Here is a 14,543-nt window from a genome sequence, read left to right as displayed (position 1 = left end):
GCACCCACCTCTCAAAACGAAAAAAAGACAGGCAGCCCCCGTCTTCTTTTCTATCTATATCGCACTCTCGGATGATATTTAAAAATTTCCTTTATAGGTCGCGTCTGCCTTCCAATGCTTTGGTCAGCGTAACTTCATCGGCGTACTCCAAATCTCCACCGACTGGCAAGCCGTGCGCGATACGCGTCACGCGAATGCCAAAAGGTTTAATCAGCCGGGAAATGTACATCGCTGTCGCTTCCCCTTCGATATTCGGATTGGTCGCCAAAATGACTTCCTTCACCTGCTCGTCACCGAGGCGCTTCAACAGGTCAGGAATGCGAATATCTTCCGGGCCGATCCCATCCATAGGAGAAATCGCCCCGTGCAAAACGTGATAATACCCTTCAAACTCTCTCGTCTTCTCCATTGCTACCACGTCTCGCGGCTCTTGCACCACACAGATGATCGAGCCGTCACGACGTTTGTCCCGACAAATATGACATGGATCGAGATCGGTAATATTGTTGCAGACCGAGCAGTAATGAAGCTGGCGCTTGGCATTGACCAATGCTTTTGCCAGATCAAGCACGTCGTCCTCTTTCATATTGAGCACAAAAAAGGCAAGCCGCCCAGCCGTTTTGGGACCGATGCCGGGCAATTTCATAAAACCATCAATGAGCTTTGAGACCGGTTCTGGATAAAACATCGCCTACTCCTCTTTTCCTGCCCAATTTTTAGAACAGGCCTGGGATGTTCATGCCTCCAGTAAATTTGCCCATTTCCTTGCCTACCATTTCATCTGCTTTGCGCAGTGCATCGTTCACAGCAGTGAGCACCAGGTCTTGCAGCATTTCTACATCTTCAGGGTCTACTACTTCTGGCTTGATCACGATGTCTTTGATTTGCTTATGTCCATCGATTTTCACTGTGATAGCACCGCCACCAGCAGAGCCTTCCACGATTCTTTCTTTCAAGCCTTCTTGCGCTTTTTGCATTTCTTCCTGCATTTTTTTCACTTGCTTCATCATTTGTTGCATTTGCTGCATGTTTTTCATTGAGGTATCCTCCCTAAATGGTTATGAGTGTATGATTTAGTCTTTGACTTCAACAAGACCTTCTCCGACGAGCTTGATGGCTTCCGCCAAAAACGGGTCCTCTTCCGGCTCATCAGAAGCGTCTTTTTGACCAACCTGCTGGTCTACACTTTGCCACTCTTCCTCCATGACAGACAAGAGCTGCAAGGGCCTACCCAACACGGTAGACATAACGCGCTCGATCACGCTCCGAAGCTCTGCCTCCATCGTCTTATCGCAATGGATGGCACTGTTGAAGGTTACGACAACGGCTTCATTGCCGGCAGCTACCGGTTGACCATTGACTAGCCAAGCCTGGTACTGGATCTTGATCTTTTTCAGTTCGGTCAAAATTTGACTCCACTGCCCGCGCACCTGTCTCGTCAAATTCTCATCCATGGCCTTCGCGACTTCCCTGACTCTATTCATCGGGGTTCGTGAACCACCAGAAGCCGCAGCTATGCGCCTTGGCTCGTTCTTGCGTGTTTCCTCGGCCTTTTGCTGTCCGGGAATGCTCACCTGACCTTGCATTACTTGAACCAAACGCTCTTCCAAAACGCGGATACGATTGGACATGGCGGTCAGTTCCTCGCTGTTAACGGGTGAGGCTCCTATAGATTCCGTCGCATTTGCATTAGGCTGACACATTTTGACGAGAGTCAGTTCAACCAGCACTCTTGCGTAGGTCGACCATTTTAATTGCGACAAAGCCTGATTGCAGGTCTCAATCGCTCCGTAAAGCACTGGAAACGAGTACAGCTTTGCAACCTCTGCAAACTGATCATCAATCATGGTCCGCTCGACAATCTCTTCTAGCTGCGGCGCTGTCTTCAATAACAGCATATCGCGGTAATAGTAGAGGAAATCGTGCAGGAACTGCTCCGGGTCCTTCCCTTGCACCATGACTGTATCAAATTGCTCCATGACCTGTGCAACATCGTTTTCGGCAATATGTCGCGCAAGCACAGAAAAGTAAGATTGGGCAACTGTGCCCGTAATCTGCATAATATCACTAGCACGAACCTCGTCCTTGCTATAGCTAATCGCTTGGTCCAACAAGCTAAGAGCATCACGGGCTCCACCTTCAGCCATCTTCGCTACGAGCTGCAGGGCTTGCTCCTCCACCTGCACCCCTTGTGATTGGCAAATCCTTTGCAAAAGATCGACCATCACTCTCAGTGGAATTCGGTGAAAATCAAAGCGCTGGCAACGAGAGATAATCGTCGCTGGCAGCTTGTGCGGCTCTGTCGTCGCCAAAATAAAAATGACGTGGGACGGCGGCTCTTCGAGGGTTTTTAACAAAGCGTTAAATGCCTCTGTCGTCAGCATATGCACCTCATCGATGATGTACACTTTATACCTGACGTCGCTCGGGGCAAATTTCACTTTGTCGCGAATGTCGCGGATCTCTTCAACACCACGGTTGGATGCCGCGTCGATTTCCAGCACATCCGTTACAGAACCGTTGGAGATGGCTCTACACGTATCGCATTGATTGCATGGCTCACCATCTATGGGCTGCTCGCAGTTCACTGCTTTCGCCATAATTTTGGCTGCACTTGTTTTTCCCGTACCTCGGGGACCGTTGAATAAATAGGCATGGGACAGCCTATTTTCGCGTAAAGCATTACGCAAGGTTGTCGTAACATGCTCTTGTCCGACTACGTCTTGAAAAGTCTGCGGTCGGTATACGCGGTATAGCGCGGTATAAGCCATGTTCGTATGACACTCCCCATCTGCACAGTCCTCTTCTATATCCTATTCAGTATACACGATTGCCACCGTTCGTACAAAGTGAACGGACATGTCTCACTTAAAAAACGCCCCGTTCACAATTGTGCGGGACGCTTTCTACTCCTAATACGGCAGCATGATATGGAAGGTCGTCCCAAACCCTTTGGAGGAGACACGGATTTGACCGCCAATATCGTGAATGATTTTTTGGCAGACAGACAATCCGAGCCCTGTCCCTTCCTCTTTTGTCGTAAAAAACGGATCGAAAATCTTATCAATAATGTAAAGCGGGATGCCCGGACCTGAATCGTGGATATCGATACTCACTTTGTCGCCATCCTGGTCGAAATGATGGGAAATCCGAAGCGACCCTTGCTCTCCCATTGCTTCTATTCCATTTTTGCAGATATTAATGAACACTTGCTTCAATAGCTCGTTATCCCCGACGACCATCGGAAGCTTACCACGAGAGGCAAACTGGACATCAATTCCGTACAGATTCGCCTGTGACTCGACGATCGGCAAAATTTCCTCAAAAACGGTATTTAAGTCGACCATGGAATATTGAATATTACGCGGCTTGCTCAATAGTAGGAATTCACTCACTAAAGAATTGATGCGATTAATTTCTGTGAGCATGATTTCGGTGTACGTTTTCTCCCTCTCCATGCCACTGTCAGCGAATGACTTGAGGAACATTTGCAGGAATCCTTTGATTGAGGTAAGTGGATTGCGAATCTCGTGTGCTGTACCAGCAGCAATTTGCCCGATCATCGCCAAGCGTTCATTCCGTTCGAGCTTTTGGGCGAAGGATCGCAGGTTTGTTATGTCTTTGAAAAGAATAAACGCCCCTACTGTTTTCCCTGACTCGTCTTGGAGTGTATTTGCGTCGACAATCAGCTCATAGCGTTGGTTGTCATTGGTCCAGGAAGTCGCGACATTTTGCAGCTTTACGCCTTCCAAAAGTTCTTTTTTAATGAACCGATGCGGTTCGGGGATACCGCTAAATACTTGATCCACGTGTTTATTGATGACGTCCAGTCTCTCCATACCCAGCAGCTTGCACGCCGTCTGACTGGCTTCGATAATGATCGATTTCTCGTCGAGGATAAACAAGCCCATGCTTGTATCATAGGTCAGTTTGGTCAACAATCGTTGCGACAAAAGCCGATCGCTTTCTTTTACGAGTTGGGGAAAATGGATCATGTACAGAAGTTCTTCTGCTTGCTGTGCCATGATCATGACAGACGTGTTCCTGCATCTCCCCTGTTTATCACACCATTCTAGTTCGACCTCGCCTTTGGTTCCCACTTCTTCTTCCTTTCGCAAATATTCCTCATACAGGTGCTCCATCGAACCTCGATGGGGAAGAAGAGAGCTGATAGGCTTATTGATAAGTTGATCGCGTGAATATCCGGTTATACGAAGCAGTTGTTCGTTGACCTCCACGATACTACCCGCTTGATTCACCAATAAAACGGCAGTAGGCAGTTGATGCATGAACCGCTGCAATCGACCGGACGAGCCAACGAGATGTAACGAAGAAAGTGCACTCATAGCTTGTCCCTCCTGGCCTATGACGTATTTTGAAAGGAAAGAAACGAAACGAAATCCTTTCCGCCTATTATGAAAATTCGTGAAAATACTCGTAAAACCTTCATTCTATCCACCTAAAAAGCATGGAAATGTTTCGCTAGTTATCGTCAATTTCCAACAAAAAATAATTGGATCGCAAAATAAAAATAGCATGCTTCCCTTCGGAAACATGCTATCTGTACATGCGTGATAAGTACCGTGCACCTATCTTCGATAATCCTTATCCGAGCGTTACTTATGGTAGCAGCTCAGAGCAGGCTACCCTGCGGCACACGCGATGATCCACTTATGGCTGCTTCCTTCCGGACCTGACCAGATTCATGGGTTCGCGTTGCACAGGACCCGCTCCTCAACACCGCCGCCATAAGGCAGCCTCACATAAGAAAACCTAGGATAGGAATTCAACCCTGCTATTGCGGATTGCAGGTTACAGGGCACCGCAACCTCCCCGTCTAGCACGGTAGAATTAGAATACCAAAGTTAGTAGCCGATAGCAAGGAGTAAACCTATCCAGCGCTAGGAAATCTCTCTATCCTTACTAACTCTTCCCTTACAATCCGCTGATTGTGTAATCTGAACAGCTCCATCCTCAAAAGCCTTCTTAAAAATCGAAACAATAGAGGGGTCGAACTGTGTACCTTGGCATCGGAGAATTTCTTCGTACGCCTCTTTTGCCGACATGGCTTTGCGATAGGAACGTGTAGAGGTCATAGCATCAAACGTATCTGCAACGGCAAGAATACGCCCAATCAGCGGGATTTCTTCCCCTTTGAGCTGATCAGGGTAACCTTTTCCATCCCATCGCTCATGATGATGCCGCACCCCTAAACTGATATGTGACAGGTTTTCTATTTGCTCTACAATTTTTCCACTGATAATGGAATGAGTTTTCATGCATTCATACTCGTCAGGCGATAGCTTCCCTGTTTTTAAAAGGACGTGGTCAGGAATGGCTACTTTCCCGATATCATGCATTAAGCCAGCGTAACGTAAATCATCTCGTGAAACTGCAAGCTGTTCCTGTTGCTGTAAATAATCATAAATGATAAGGGCATAGTGCGTAACTCGTTCTGTATGTCCTGCTGTATAAGGGTCCTTCATCTCTACCGCTAAATAAAAGCTCCGAACGATTTGATCCAAGCTCTGTTGCGAATACTCCCGCTCTCGGATAATTAACGCATGCATCTGTTCTGCCATCGTGTTGAACTTATTCTCCAGTAGCGTTATTTCTTTCATCCCATGTATCGGGACGCGTATGGAAAAATCACCTTTCAACAAGGAATCAGTGGCGGATACCAAGCTATAGATCGGCTCACCAATCCATTTTGATAAACGGTGTGCCACATAACAGGCAAATAAGACTACGATAAAAAGGGTGAAACAAAAGATGAGGTTCAATTGTTGTAATCGTTCATTAATCCCCTCTCTTGGCAACCATTCAAAATAAGCACCACCACTTTTTTCAGACACTAGACGGTATACGTAAATGTCCTTGCCTTGGATAAGCAAGGAAAAGAGTCCTTTTTCATTGGATTGTTCCCACTGCCTGCGTACCATTTCATAATGAGGAAGCGTCGAAACATGATTTCCAATCATAGCTTTATCGGTGTGAATCATAATAGTTCGGGAGGGGGATAGAACCATCATGCCATACTCTTTTGGAACGACATAGGTACGAATCCAGTCAGTCAGTTTATCCAGATTGATTTCCACCAATAAAAGTCCCGTAGCTTTTGGGTTCGAGCTCTCCAGGCGCTTCTCAAGAAAAAATGATCTTGGGTGCTTCTCTTGCTCCCTTTTTGTAAGAAAATCTACCCTGTTTTCTCCAGTTCCCCATTGCTCTCGTTCCATAAATTGATTATCCGCACTCCAGCTCTTATCTTCATGTAATGAGAAAACTCTTCCATCCTCACCGAGATAAACAATATTTCCTACCACTTTTTGGTTACGGGAGAAACGCTCGAATAGATTTTGGACTTGTTCCTGTGATGTCCATTCCCGTCTAAAGCCATTCTTTTTTCCTTCGACAAAAGATGGTTCCTCTGTGATACGTTTGGCTAGTCTATTCGCCAATTCATCGGTATCCTTTTGGATAGACTGAAAAAGGGACAAAAGCCGTTCATCGACGAGCCCTATATTCGCGTCCATGTTCGTTTTGTATAGTTCAAACACGGCCGCTTTGGCTTGATCATAAAAAAGGAAGCAAACAAGAATAGTCGGCCCTAGAATCAACAATAAAAATGTGGAAAATAATCGATCCCTCCACTTCAGGTACACAAGCCTCCCCCTTTTTTCCAAGCTGTTCACCAAACCTATAGCTACACCATTGTTAGTGGGTACGATTATATAGTGTCACTTCACTATTTCCCGCTGGGATCAAACGTAAACCTTTGTTCGAACCAAAAATGGAATCTTCTTCATCCATAGACAAACGGACGCTGTCGTAATATCCTAGCTAAGAATTATTATCGTATGTGAGGAGATGCATCAGATGAGATACATCCTCCTGGTTTTTCTCGGAGCATGTAGTTACGGCATACTATCAACCATCGTAAAGCTTGCCTACAAGCAAGGCTATTCGCCCGCAGAAGTAATTGGTGGGCAAATGTTTTTGGGCTTTGTGCTGACCTGGATACCCGCTCTTTTTTTCCTGCGGACCAAGCCTCCCCTTCGCCAGTTGCTATTATTGGTCGCCGTAGGTCTGTCTGTCGGTTCCACCGGAATCATGTACTACAATGCCCTGCAATATATCCCAGCCTCGATCGCCATCGTCCTTTTGTTTCAGTTCACATGGATGGGCGTACTGGTTGAAGCTGTGATGACTCGCCGAATGCCTGGAAAGGAGACGATTTTTTCCCTTCTCTTGCTGCTGACAGGGACCCTTCTTGCAGGAGGAATTTTTGAGAGTGGTGGATTGGCCCAATTTCATATCCTTGGTGTTGTCTTCGGTCTTCTCTCAGCCGTTTCTTTTACGTTGTTTATTTTGTTTAGCGGGAAAATCGCCATTGCTGTTAATCCGTGGATTCGTAGTTCCAGCATGGCGACTGGCTCTTTTCTGTTGGCCAGCCTGATTTACCCACCCGTTTTTCTATTCAACGGAGCATTGTTGGACGGGTTGTTTCCATACGTATTTTTGCTCGCCTTCTTCGGTATTTTCATCCCGACCGTTTTTTTCAATTATGGTATGCCCCACATTGGACCGGGGATGGGAGCTATATTAGGAGCAGCTGAGCTACCTATGGCTGTGCTCTCCTCCTATGTCATTTTGAATGAATCTGTCTCTATACTCCAAGTGAGCGGAGTCGTGATCATTTTACTCGGAATCATCTTGCCGGAATGGCTACGCCAGCGAAACATTCGAAGAAACAAGGCTACCTCATAAGCGTTGTCCAAAGCCCATCCATTGTGCCACAGCCGCACATACGGATGGTTTTTTTATGATCAAAAAAACAACCCTCTGCTCCACGCAAAGGGTTGTTGACTTCGTCATTATTCCATTCGGGTTACTCTTTTCGATCACGATCGATCATTAGAGGCTGTGGCGCAGCCGCCATGTTTTTTTGTTTTCTCCAAACGGTAAATCCATAGTAAACAGCAACAATGAGAACCAGTGCACCTAAGACAGAGAAAATCACGGTTCGATTATTCAACAAGGCCACATAAGAAGTAAGCATCTCCACCTTATTTCCCATGAAATGACCGAGCAAAAACAAGATCAGCGTCCATACAAAGCCGGTTGTGTACGAAAACAGGGCGTACCGTGGAAACGTCATTTTCCCGATCCCGACCAAGTAAGGAACCACATGCCTGACAACCGGAAAGAAATAGCTGATACATAGGGCGTAGCTTCCGTAACGATCGAGAAGCGACTGCGCTTGATCTACGTACTTGTTCATTCCTTTTTTGCGACTAATCCAGTTCAGTGCAGGTGCACCTAGCCATCTCCCGAGCACATATCCCAATGATAGCCCCGAAACGACACCCAGATAGGTCGCAATAAATGCAGGAATAACATGCAGAAGTCCCATCGAGGTCAGCACTCCTGCAGACAGCACGATCACCTCATCAGGGATCGGCATACCAACAATCCCTAGCCATAACATAAAGAAAAGAGCAAAATAGCCAAACTGACCCACAGACTCGGACAGCATATCGACAATCATTTAAAAATCCTCCTAGCCGACACCCTTGCCATCATCCTTCCGGCAAATGTAAACAAAGGCAGGTGGCAGATTCAATGGAACCATCTTCACCGATACTTGCTCAAATACAGAAGAAAGCTGCTTTTTCATTTGCAGCGAATATTGAAAGGCGACAAATACTCCGCCTGGTTTTAGCGCATGATATACCTGATCCATGATTTGATCACGCAGCTCTTGTGGGAAGTTGGCAAATGGTAGGCCCGACAATATACAGTCGGCTTTGCCCAATCCCGCGTCCGAAAGAACCCGATTCAAATCTACCGCATCTTCGTGGAATCGTACATCGGGAAATAGTGGTTCCAACCTTTTGCGCATTTTGGTCTCCTTTTCAAAGGATACCAGTACGGCTTCCGGTTTTTTCTTTTGCTCGATCCACTTCGTAAAAATCCCCGTTCCTGCTCCTAATTCCACAATTGTATGTGCTTGCTCCCAGTCGATGGGCGCAACCATTTGTTTACAAAGTGCACGGGAGCTAGGAGTAATACTGCCTACTTGGCCTGGCGACTGCAAAAAATTATAGAAGAACATCAGCCGATCCTTCATGCTGGACGGATGATGACAATCGATCATCATGTCTATAAGCTCCCTTCTCAGTTCTTGCTTATCCATTATCATATCCAAAAAACATTACGAATTATCTACCAAAAACGAAAGATTTTCTTACTACTATAACAGTAAACGAATGGAAATAAAAATTCCTCCGTCTCTGGTCGGATCAAATAATCACGCTCATGATGGTTTTTCGAGTGATTTCCATACGTTACAATGGCAGTAGATCAAGTTTTACATCTAATCAAGGAGGACTTATTCATGGATTATAAAGGTGTAAAAGTCATAACGCACGCTAGCACATTTTTTGCACCGATCCTTGTACCCATTCTTGTCTGGCTGCTCGTACAAAATCGTGGCGCCAAAAGTATGGCCCTGCAAGCTTTGTTCTTTCACATCATAATGACGGTGCTCATCGCTATTTCCTGGTTCTTCACCTTCTTGTTGATTGGGATTCCATTCCTGATTGTGTTTGGACTGATGGCGATCTACTACCCGATTAAAGGTATCATCTACTCATTAAATGGACGCCCGTTTTCCTACCCATTCGTCGGTGGGATTGGCAGATAATCACGATACACAAAAAAGACCAGCTATCCTTTAGTAGGAAGCTGGTCTTTTTGTTCAGGAGCCTAATTCCAATTTAGATTAGGAGCCTACTGTGAAGCGCTCATTGCGATGCTTCGGATTTTCGATTTCATCGAGCAACGCCACTGCGAAGTCGGCATAGCTCACATAGCTCTGTCCGCTAGCGTTTACTAGCAGATGGTCTTTTCCGAGTTGGTACGCGCCTGTTTTCTCCCCTGCTGGATCAAAAAAGGCAGATGGACTAATATAAGTCCATTGAATGCCGTTTGACTCTTCCAATACACGCAAGTACTCTCCATGCTTTTGTGCTGTTGCCAAGTAAGCCTTAGGGAAATCAGGCGTTTCTACGAGACGCAGTGTTTTGGCTTCGTCTACAAACAGACTACCTGCACCACCTACAACGAGCAAACGTGTAGAAGGAGCACCCTTCAATGCTTCAATTAAAGCTTTCCCTGACTCTACGTGCAGATGTTCCTGGCCTGCTGGTGCACCAAAAGCGTTCACGACTACGTCAAAGCCGTTCAAATCTGCTGCTGTCAGGTCAAATACATCTTTCTGAATCACTGCTACGTCAGTCTGCTCGATTTTGGATGCATCACGTACAATCGCTGTCACTTGATGACCACGATCCAACGCCTCTTTCATAATTACCTTTCCTGCTTTACCGCTTGCTGCTACAATTGCAATCTTCATGATGATATTCCCTCCATTTTTTATGTTGTGGATGTAACTGAATTAGTTACAACTCTCTCAAAAATAATAGGCGTTATCGCATCGCCTCGTTGTAATCATTTTAGTTACAACTAAACAAAATGTCAACCCTGTTTTTCAACGCATAAAAAAGCACCCGGCATTCACACATACACCAGGTGCTAGCTGTTACTTCTTTTTCGTCGGACCATTCCAGGTAATGAACCCGCCTTGAAGATGTGCCATCTGTGGAATGCCGTGTTTCTTTAAAATTTTTGCTGCCTGCTTACTACGCATCCCGCTCCGGCAGTATAGCAATATATCGTTCTTGCTGGAAATTTCTTTTGCACGATGGTCGAGCTGAGACAAAGGGATGTTCACTGCTGATGGAATATGACCCGCTTTATATTCGTGCGGCTCGCGTACGTCGATGAGCAGCACCCTGCTTTTTTGGTTAACCCGTTCCTTGAACTGATCTGACTTGAGATTTTCCAATCCTTTTACAGGAACGAAGCGAGAGATGACATACCAAATAATTACCGCATAGGCGAACAGCAAAAGAATCGTAGTGAAACTCATAGGAAGCTCCTCTCCAAAATCGGTTTAACGGCTCTTGACCAAAAGCTCTACGGCTTCTTTCACCAGCTTGCTCGTGTCTCCTCCAGCAGCCTGCTCTTCTAACAAACAGCGTTGCAGGTTTTCCGCTACAATCTGGGCAATCGCCTTGTCTGAAGCGTTGCGAACGGCGGAGAGCTGCGCTACTACGTCTTTGCAGTTTTTCTGCTCGTCCATCATTTTCAGCACACCGCGTACTTGTCCTTCGATACGTTTTAAACGTCTTTTGATATCGTCACTATAGTTGTAATCCATATGAATTCCTCCTGTTTCACGACAAGGCATACGTATCCATCTTGGAACTACCTTACATACAGGTATCTTATGCGAAATCCAGGTAATGTCAAGCAAGCTGCCTGCGCGTGCTGTTTAAATGAACAGGTTTACTCTTGCCTGAGTCGCATCCCCCAAATAAGCGGCTACACCTGCATATTCCATTCCGTCGAGCAACTCCTCCTGTTTGAGACCGAGCAAGTCCATCGTCATCGTACAAGCGACCAGCTTCACTCCCTGCTCCTGAGCCAGCTCGATTAGTTGCGGAAGCGTCAGGGCATTGTGTTTTTTCATGACATGCTTGATCATCTCTGGCCCCATCCCCATCATGTTCATTTTAGACAGTCCGAGCTTCTTGGCGCCTCTTGGCATCATCCAACCAAACGCTTTTTCAAGCCATCCCTTTTCTACCTTCACGATCTCGTCCTTGCGCATCGTATTCAGTCCCCAAAAGGTGAAGAAAATCGTGACATCATGATCATAGGCCGCCGCTCCGTTCGCAATAATAAAGGCCGCAATCGCTTTATCCAAGTCACCACTGAACAACACAATCGTCGTTTTTTCTTTTTGTTGTTTTTCCATGTCAGAACACTCCTTTATAATACTTATACTTGTATAGGTATAAAAATAAGCGAAAGAAGCTTTTGCAAAGAAAAGCATCTTTCCTTATAAAATGTCACTCCAAATCTTGATAGCCGTTCCACTGATCAGCACAATCAGGCCATAACGCAAATATTTCACATCGCTCTTGGCGCTGACCATACTGCCCACCGGTGCCCCCAAAACACTTCCGATGACCGTATACAAAACGGGCAAGAGCGGAATTTGCCCACCCGAAAGCTTCCCGATCACACCACCTATTGCGGAGATGAATACAATGGCCAAAGATGAGGCAATTGTCACGCGCGTAGGTATTTTCAACACAGTCAGCATGATCGGAATGAGGATGAACGCTCCCCCTGCCCCGACAATCCCGGATACGATTCCTACGGCAAACGCAGCACCAACAGCAATGAAGCGGTTATACGTAACTTCCCCTGCTGCCGCTTCTGTTCCTCTATTTTTCACGAGCATCAAAATCACGGCAATAATCGCCAGGATCCCGTACACCAAATTGATGCTTTCATTCGACAAGTACTGGGAGAGAGCTGCACCAATCAGACTTCCCGCCAAGATGCTTACACCCATATCTCTGACGAGTCCTTTATGAATCAGGGGCGAGTTTTTCCCGTTTCTTTTGCGGAAAGCCAGTACGCCAGACAGCGACGCGAAAAATACTTGAAACATCGAGATCACCGAAACTTCCTGGGCGGAAAACTGCGCCACACCTAGTGCCGGTGGTATAAACAGAAGCATCGGATAGCTGATGATCGCTCCGCCAATCCCGAGTAGTCCGGAAAAAAAGGAGCCGACAAAACCGAGAGAGACCATGAGCAGAAGCAGTAATACGTCCATATATCCTCCTCGCATTCCTACCTAACGCATCGGAATGCTCAACCCTCTTTTCAAATGAACCAACATCAGGTAAAATCAATTCCAAGTAAATAACTGTGAATAAGGTGATTTAAATGGTCCGCTTTTTCAAATCCATTTTTCAGCATCGGTGCCCCACCTGCCAAGAACCTTTGCACTCACACAAAAATGCCTTGTTCAGTGAAAAGCAATGCCCTAATGGCCACTACAAAGAAGAAATCTATACGCACCTTGGCGTACGTATCGTTTATGAAAATCAGGAGTAAGCGAGCACTACACGAACCGTTAGCACTTCATCCAAGAGTGCTCGCTTCTGTCTCCCTACAGCTTTTTCACTAAAAATTTGTACACACCGTTCTCAACCTCATGGGAAACCAGCTCATTCCCTGTTTGCTTGACCCAAGCAGTGAAGTCGTTCAGAGAGCCTTTATCCGTCGAGAGTACTTCCATGGTTTGACCGGATTGCATTCCGTCCATTGCTTTTTTGGCTTTGACGATTGGCATCGGGCAAGCCAGACCTTTTGTATCTACCACAATATCCGCCATGTTTTCATTCCTCCTGTTATATAAGTGCATGATCAAAAGACGATTTTTTGAACTACCTCTCCGTTATTTATCGTGAATGGCGCAGCGATTTGGCCCTACTTCCATCTCTTGTTGTTCCTCTTCGCTCGGTTTTAATTTCCCCATGTTCACTTGACGAATTTCTTGATACGCATTCGGCTGCGGCGGCAAATGGTGCGTAACGATATGGCGGAATTCACTTTCATCCGCAATCGTTAGCCCTGGATTGTTGCGATACAAGTCACCCAAACGAGCAGATACCACACCCATTGGACCAAGCTCCGTGTAGCTGCCAAAATGAGCAGGCAACACGACTAAATGCTCGGGAAGCTCTTTATATCGATTATACAGGGTGTTGCGCAGGTCTCCCACCCAATCTTCTGCTTTCCCAGCCAAATCCGGGCGTCCGATCGAAGCTACGAATAGACTGTCACCCGTGAGAAAATACGTATCATCGACAATCAGTGACGTACTTCCGATGGTATGTCCGGGGGAGTAGATCGGCAGGATCGCGATTTTGGTTGCACCCACCTGGATTTCCTGCCCTTCCTCTAGCTTACGATAAGAATACGTAACTTCTTCCGCATCTTTTTCCGGAAGCCAATACGATGCATCGAGCCGATCTGCCAGCTTCTTTCCACCGGAAATATGGTCGGCATGCAGATGGGTATCGATGGTGTGCTTGATCGTCCATTGATGCTTTGCTGCAAATGCTTCGTACACATCCGTCATCCGCAATGTATCGACGACAGCCGCCTCCCCTCCTGATACGATCATGTAAGACAAGCAGCCTTTTCCAATACGGACAAACTGATAAATCGCACCGCCATCACGGAGGTCTCCTACCTTCACTGGCTCCAGATGCTCACTCCACGCTTTCATGCCACCTTGCAGGTAAGAAACATCCGTAAAGCCCGCCTCTGCTAGCATCTCTGCGACAAAAATGGATGAGCCCTCTTTTGCACAGACGACCAACACCTTCTGTTTCACTGGGATTTTCTCAAGAACAGCCTCCACCCCATCCAGCAAATCAAAGTAAGGGATGTTCATGCTCACTACTCGATGCCCTTCGATTCGCCAATTCTCATAATCGCTCGTATTGCGAACGTCGAGAATAAACAATTCCTCCTTCGCAAAAAGAAGCTGGGTTAGCTCGTATGCTGTCATTGCCTTCACGCTTGTTTGTTGTTCCATCATGTTTCTC

At 46.4% G+C, this 14,543-nt stretch carries 16 protein-coding genes and 1 other RNA gene; 2 read left to right on the top strand and 15 right to left on the bottom strand.

What is annotated here, in order from left to right:
• Window positions 1-91: 91 nt before the first annotated feature.
• The 6 genes from recR to ASG16_RS01220 all read right to left on the bottom strand — a co-directional run bounded on the left by recR (window position 92) and on the right by ASG16_RS01220 (window position 6,662).
• Entirely contained in the window at window positions 92-688 is a 597-nt protein-coding gene (gene recR, locus ASG16_RS01245; RefSeq protein WP_012683846.1) for a recombination mediator RecR, read from the bottom strand.
• 28 nt (window positions 689-716) lie between these two features.
• A complete protein-coding gene (locus ASG16_RS01240) occupies window positions 717-1,028 on the bottom strand; it encodes a YbaB/EbfC family nucleoid-associated protein (protein WP_026134079.1) in 312 nt (103 codons plus the stop codon).
• 45 nt (window positions 1,029-1,073) lie between these two features.
• A complete protein-coding gene (gene dnaX / locus ASG16_RS01235; protein ID WP_056495994.1) occupies window positions 1,074-2,771 on the bottom strand; it encodes a DNA polymerase III subunit gamma/tau in 1,698 nt (565 codons plus the stop codon).
• A 141-nt stretch (window positions 2,772-2,912) separates the two neighbouring features.
• A complete protein-coding gene (locus ASG16_RS01230; RefSeq protein ID WP_048035547.1) occupies window positions 2,913-4,346 on the bottom strand; it encodes a PAS domain-containing sensor histidine kinase in 1,434 nt (477 codons plus the stop codon).
• 235 nt (window positions 4,347-4,581) lie between these two features.
• Window positions 4,582-4,846, bottom strand: an RNA gene (gene ffs, locus ASG16_RS01225) — signal recognition particle sRNA large type.
• A 55-nt stretch (window positions 4,847-4,901) separates the two neighbouring features.
• On the bottom strand, window positions 4,902-6,662 hold the full coding sequence (locus ASG16_RS01220) for an HD domain-containing phosphohydrolase (protein WP_056495997.1): 1,761 nt from the start codon (window positions 6,660-6,662) through the stop codon (window positions 4,902-4,904).
• A gap of 214 nt (window positions 6,663-6,876) precedes the next feature.
• Between ASG16_RS01220 and ASG16_RS01215 the strand changes: the two genes are divergently transcribed.
• Window positions 6,877-7,767 carry an EamA family transporter gene (locus ASG16_RS01215; protein ID WP_056496000.1) on the top strand — a complete coding sequence of 297 codons (891 nt, stop codon included), beginning with the start codon at window positions 6,877-6,879 and terminating at the stop codon, window positions 7,765-7,767.
• 121 nt (window positions 7,768-7,888) lie between these two features.
• Here the strand turns inward: ASG16_RS01215 and ASG16_RS01210 are convergent, their stop codons facing one another.
• Window positions 7,889-8,548 (bottom strand): DedA family protein, encoded by a 660-nt coding sequence (locus ASG16_RS01210; RefSeq protein ID WP_056496002.1) that lies wholly within the window; start codon window positions 8,546-8,548, stop codon window positions 7,889-7,891.
• A 12-nt stretch (window positions 8,549-8,560) separates the two neighbouring features.
• On the bottom strand, window positions 8,561-9,160 hold the full coding sequence (locus ASG16_RS01205; protein ID WP_048035540.1) for a class I SAM-dependent methyltransferase: 600 nt from the start codon (window positions 9,158-9,160) through the stop codon (window positions 8,561-8,563).
• A gap of 237 nt (window positions 9,161-9,397) precedes the next feature.
• Here ASG16_RS01205 and ASG16_RS01200 point away from each other — a divergent pair, with 237 nt between their 5' ends.
• Window positions 9,398-9,706 (top strand): DUF4870 domain-containing protein, encoded by a 309-nt coding sequence (locus tag ASG16_RS01200; RefSeq protein ID WP_048035539.1) that lies wholly within the window; start codon window positions 9,398-9,400, stop codon window positions 9,704-9,706.
• Between the two features lie 78 nt (window positions 9,707-9,784).
• Here ASG16_RS01200 and ASG16_RS01195 read toward each other — a convergent pair whose 3' ends face one another.
• The 7 genes from ASG16_RS01195 to ASG16_RS01165 form a co-directional block, all read right to left on the bottom strand.
• Window positions 9,785-10,417 (bottom strand): NAD(P)-dependent oxidoreductase, encoded by a 633-nt coding sequence (locus ASG16_RS01195; protein ID WP_048035538.1) that lies wholly within the window; start codon window positions 10,415-10,417, stop codon window positions 9,785-9,787.
• A 186-nt stretch (window positions 10,418-10,603) separates the two neighbouring features.
• Complete coding sequence (locus tag ASG16_RS01190; RefSeq protein WP_048035537.1) at window positions 10,604-10,993, bottom strand: rhodanese-like domain-containing protein; 390 nt, start codon at window positions 10,991-10,993, stop codon at window positions 10,604-10,606.
• A gap of 24 nt (window positions 10,994-11,017) precedes the next feature.
• Window positions 11,018-11,284 carry a metal-sensitive transcriptional regulator gene (locus ASG16_RS01185; RefSeq protein WP_012683835.1) on the bottom strand — a complete coding sequence of 89 codons (267 nt, stop codon included), beginning with the start codon at window positions 11,282-11,284 and terminating at the stop codon, window positions 11,018-11,020.
• 114 nt (window positions 11,285-11,398) lie between these two features.
• The gene (locus ASG16_RS01180; RefSeq protein ID WP_048035536.1) at window positions 11,399-11,884 is read right to left on the bottom strand and encodes a DsrE/DsrF/DrsH-like family protein; all 486 of its coding nucleotides are present in this window, start codon (window positions 11,882-11,884) and stop codon (window positions 11,399-11,401) included.
• An 84-nt stretch (window positions 11,885-11,968) separates the two neighbouring features.
• On the bottom strand, window positions 11,969-12,757 hold the full coding sequence (locus ASG16_RS01175) for a sulfite exporter TauE/SafE family protein (protein ID WP_056496005.1): 789 nt from the start codon (window positions 12,755-12,757) through the stop codon (window positions 11,969-11,971).
• Window positions 12,758-13,096: 339 nt separating this feature from the next.
• The gene (locus ASG16_RS01170; RefSeq protein ID WP_007719853.1) at window positions 13,097-13,321 is read right to left on the bottom strand and encodes a sulfurtransferase TusA family protein; all 225 of its coding nucleotides are present in this window, start codon (window positions 13,319-13,321) and stop codon (window positions 13,097-13,099) included.
• Between the two features lie 63 nt (window positions 13,322-13,384).
• Window positions 13,385-14,536 (bottom strand): MBL fold metallo-hydrolase, encoded by a 1,152-nt coding sequence (locus tag ASG16_RS01165; protein WP_056496007.1) that lies wholly within the window; start codon window positions 14,534-14,536, stop codon window positions 13,385-13,387.
• Window positions 14,537-14,543 lie beyond the last annotated feature (7 nt).

It is taken from the genome of Brevibacillus sp. Leaf182 (assembly GCF_001423865.2).
Taxonomy (GTDB): Bacteria; Bacillota; Bacilli; order Brevibacillales; family Brevibacillaceae; genus Brevibacillus; species Brevibacillus brevis_C.
This window is presented reverse-complemented; position numbering and strand designations above follow the sequence as displayed.

Coding starts and splice junctions, on each gene's coding strand:
- ASG16_RS01195 (WP_048035538.1), bottom strand. CDS start 10,417: ATGAAGATTGCAATTGTAGCAGCAAGCGGTAAAGCAGGAAAGGTAATT.
- ASG16_RS01175 (WP_056496005.1), bottom strand. CDS start 12,757: ATGGACGTATTACTGCTTCTGCTCATGGTCTCTCTCGGTTTTGTCGGC.
- ASG16_RS01240 (WP_026134079.1), bottom strand. CDS start 1,028: ATGCAGCAAATGCAACAAATGATGAAGCAAGTGAAAAAAATGCAGGAA.
- ASG16_RS01210 (WP_056496002.1), bottom strand. CDS start 8,548: ATGATTGTCGATATGCTGTCCGAGTCTGTGGGTCAGTTTGGCTATTTT.
- ASG16_RS01180 (WP_048035536.1), bottom strand. CDS start 11,884: ATGGAAAAACAACAAAAAGAAAAAACGACGATTGTGTTGTTCAGTGGT.
- ASG16_RS01190 (WP_048035537.1), bottom strand. CDS start 10,993: ATGAGTTTCACTACGATTCTTTTGCTGTTCGCCTATGCGGTAATTATT.
- ASG16_RS01230 (WP_048035547.1), bottom strand. CDS start 4,346: ATGAGTGCACTTTCTTCGTTACATCTCGTTGGCTCGTCCGGTCGATTG.
- ASG16_RS01165 (WP_056496007.1), bottom strand. CDS start 14,536: ATGATGGAACAACAAACAAGCGTGAAGGCAATGACAGCATACGAGCTA.
- dnaX (WP_056495994.1), bottom strand. CDS start 2,771: ATGGCTTATACCGCGCTATACCGCGTATACCGACCGCAGACTTTTCAA.
- ASG16_RS01200 (WP_048035539.1), top strand. CDS start 9,398: ATGGATTATAAAGGTGTAAAAGTCATAACGCACGCTAGCACATTTTTT.
- ASG16_RS01185 (WP_012683835.1), bottom strand. CDS start 11,284: ATGGATTACAACTATAGTGACGATATCAAAAGACGTTTAAAACGTATC.
- ASG16_RS01205 (WP_048035540.1), bottom strand. CDS start 9,160: ATGATGATCGATTGTCATCATCCGTCCAGCATGAAGGATCGGCTGATG.
- ASG16_RS01170 (WP_007719853.1), bottom strand. CDS start 13,321: ATGGCGGATATTGTGGTAGATACAAAAGGTCTGGCTTGCCCGATGCCA.
- ASG16_RS01215 (WP_056496000.1), top strand. CDS start 6,877: ATGAGATACATCCTCCTGGTTTTTCTCGGAGCATGTAGTTACGGCATA.
- recR (WP_012683846.1), bottom strand. CDS start 688: ATGTTTTATCCAGAACCGGTCTCAAAGCTCATTGATGGTTTTATGAAA.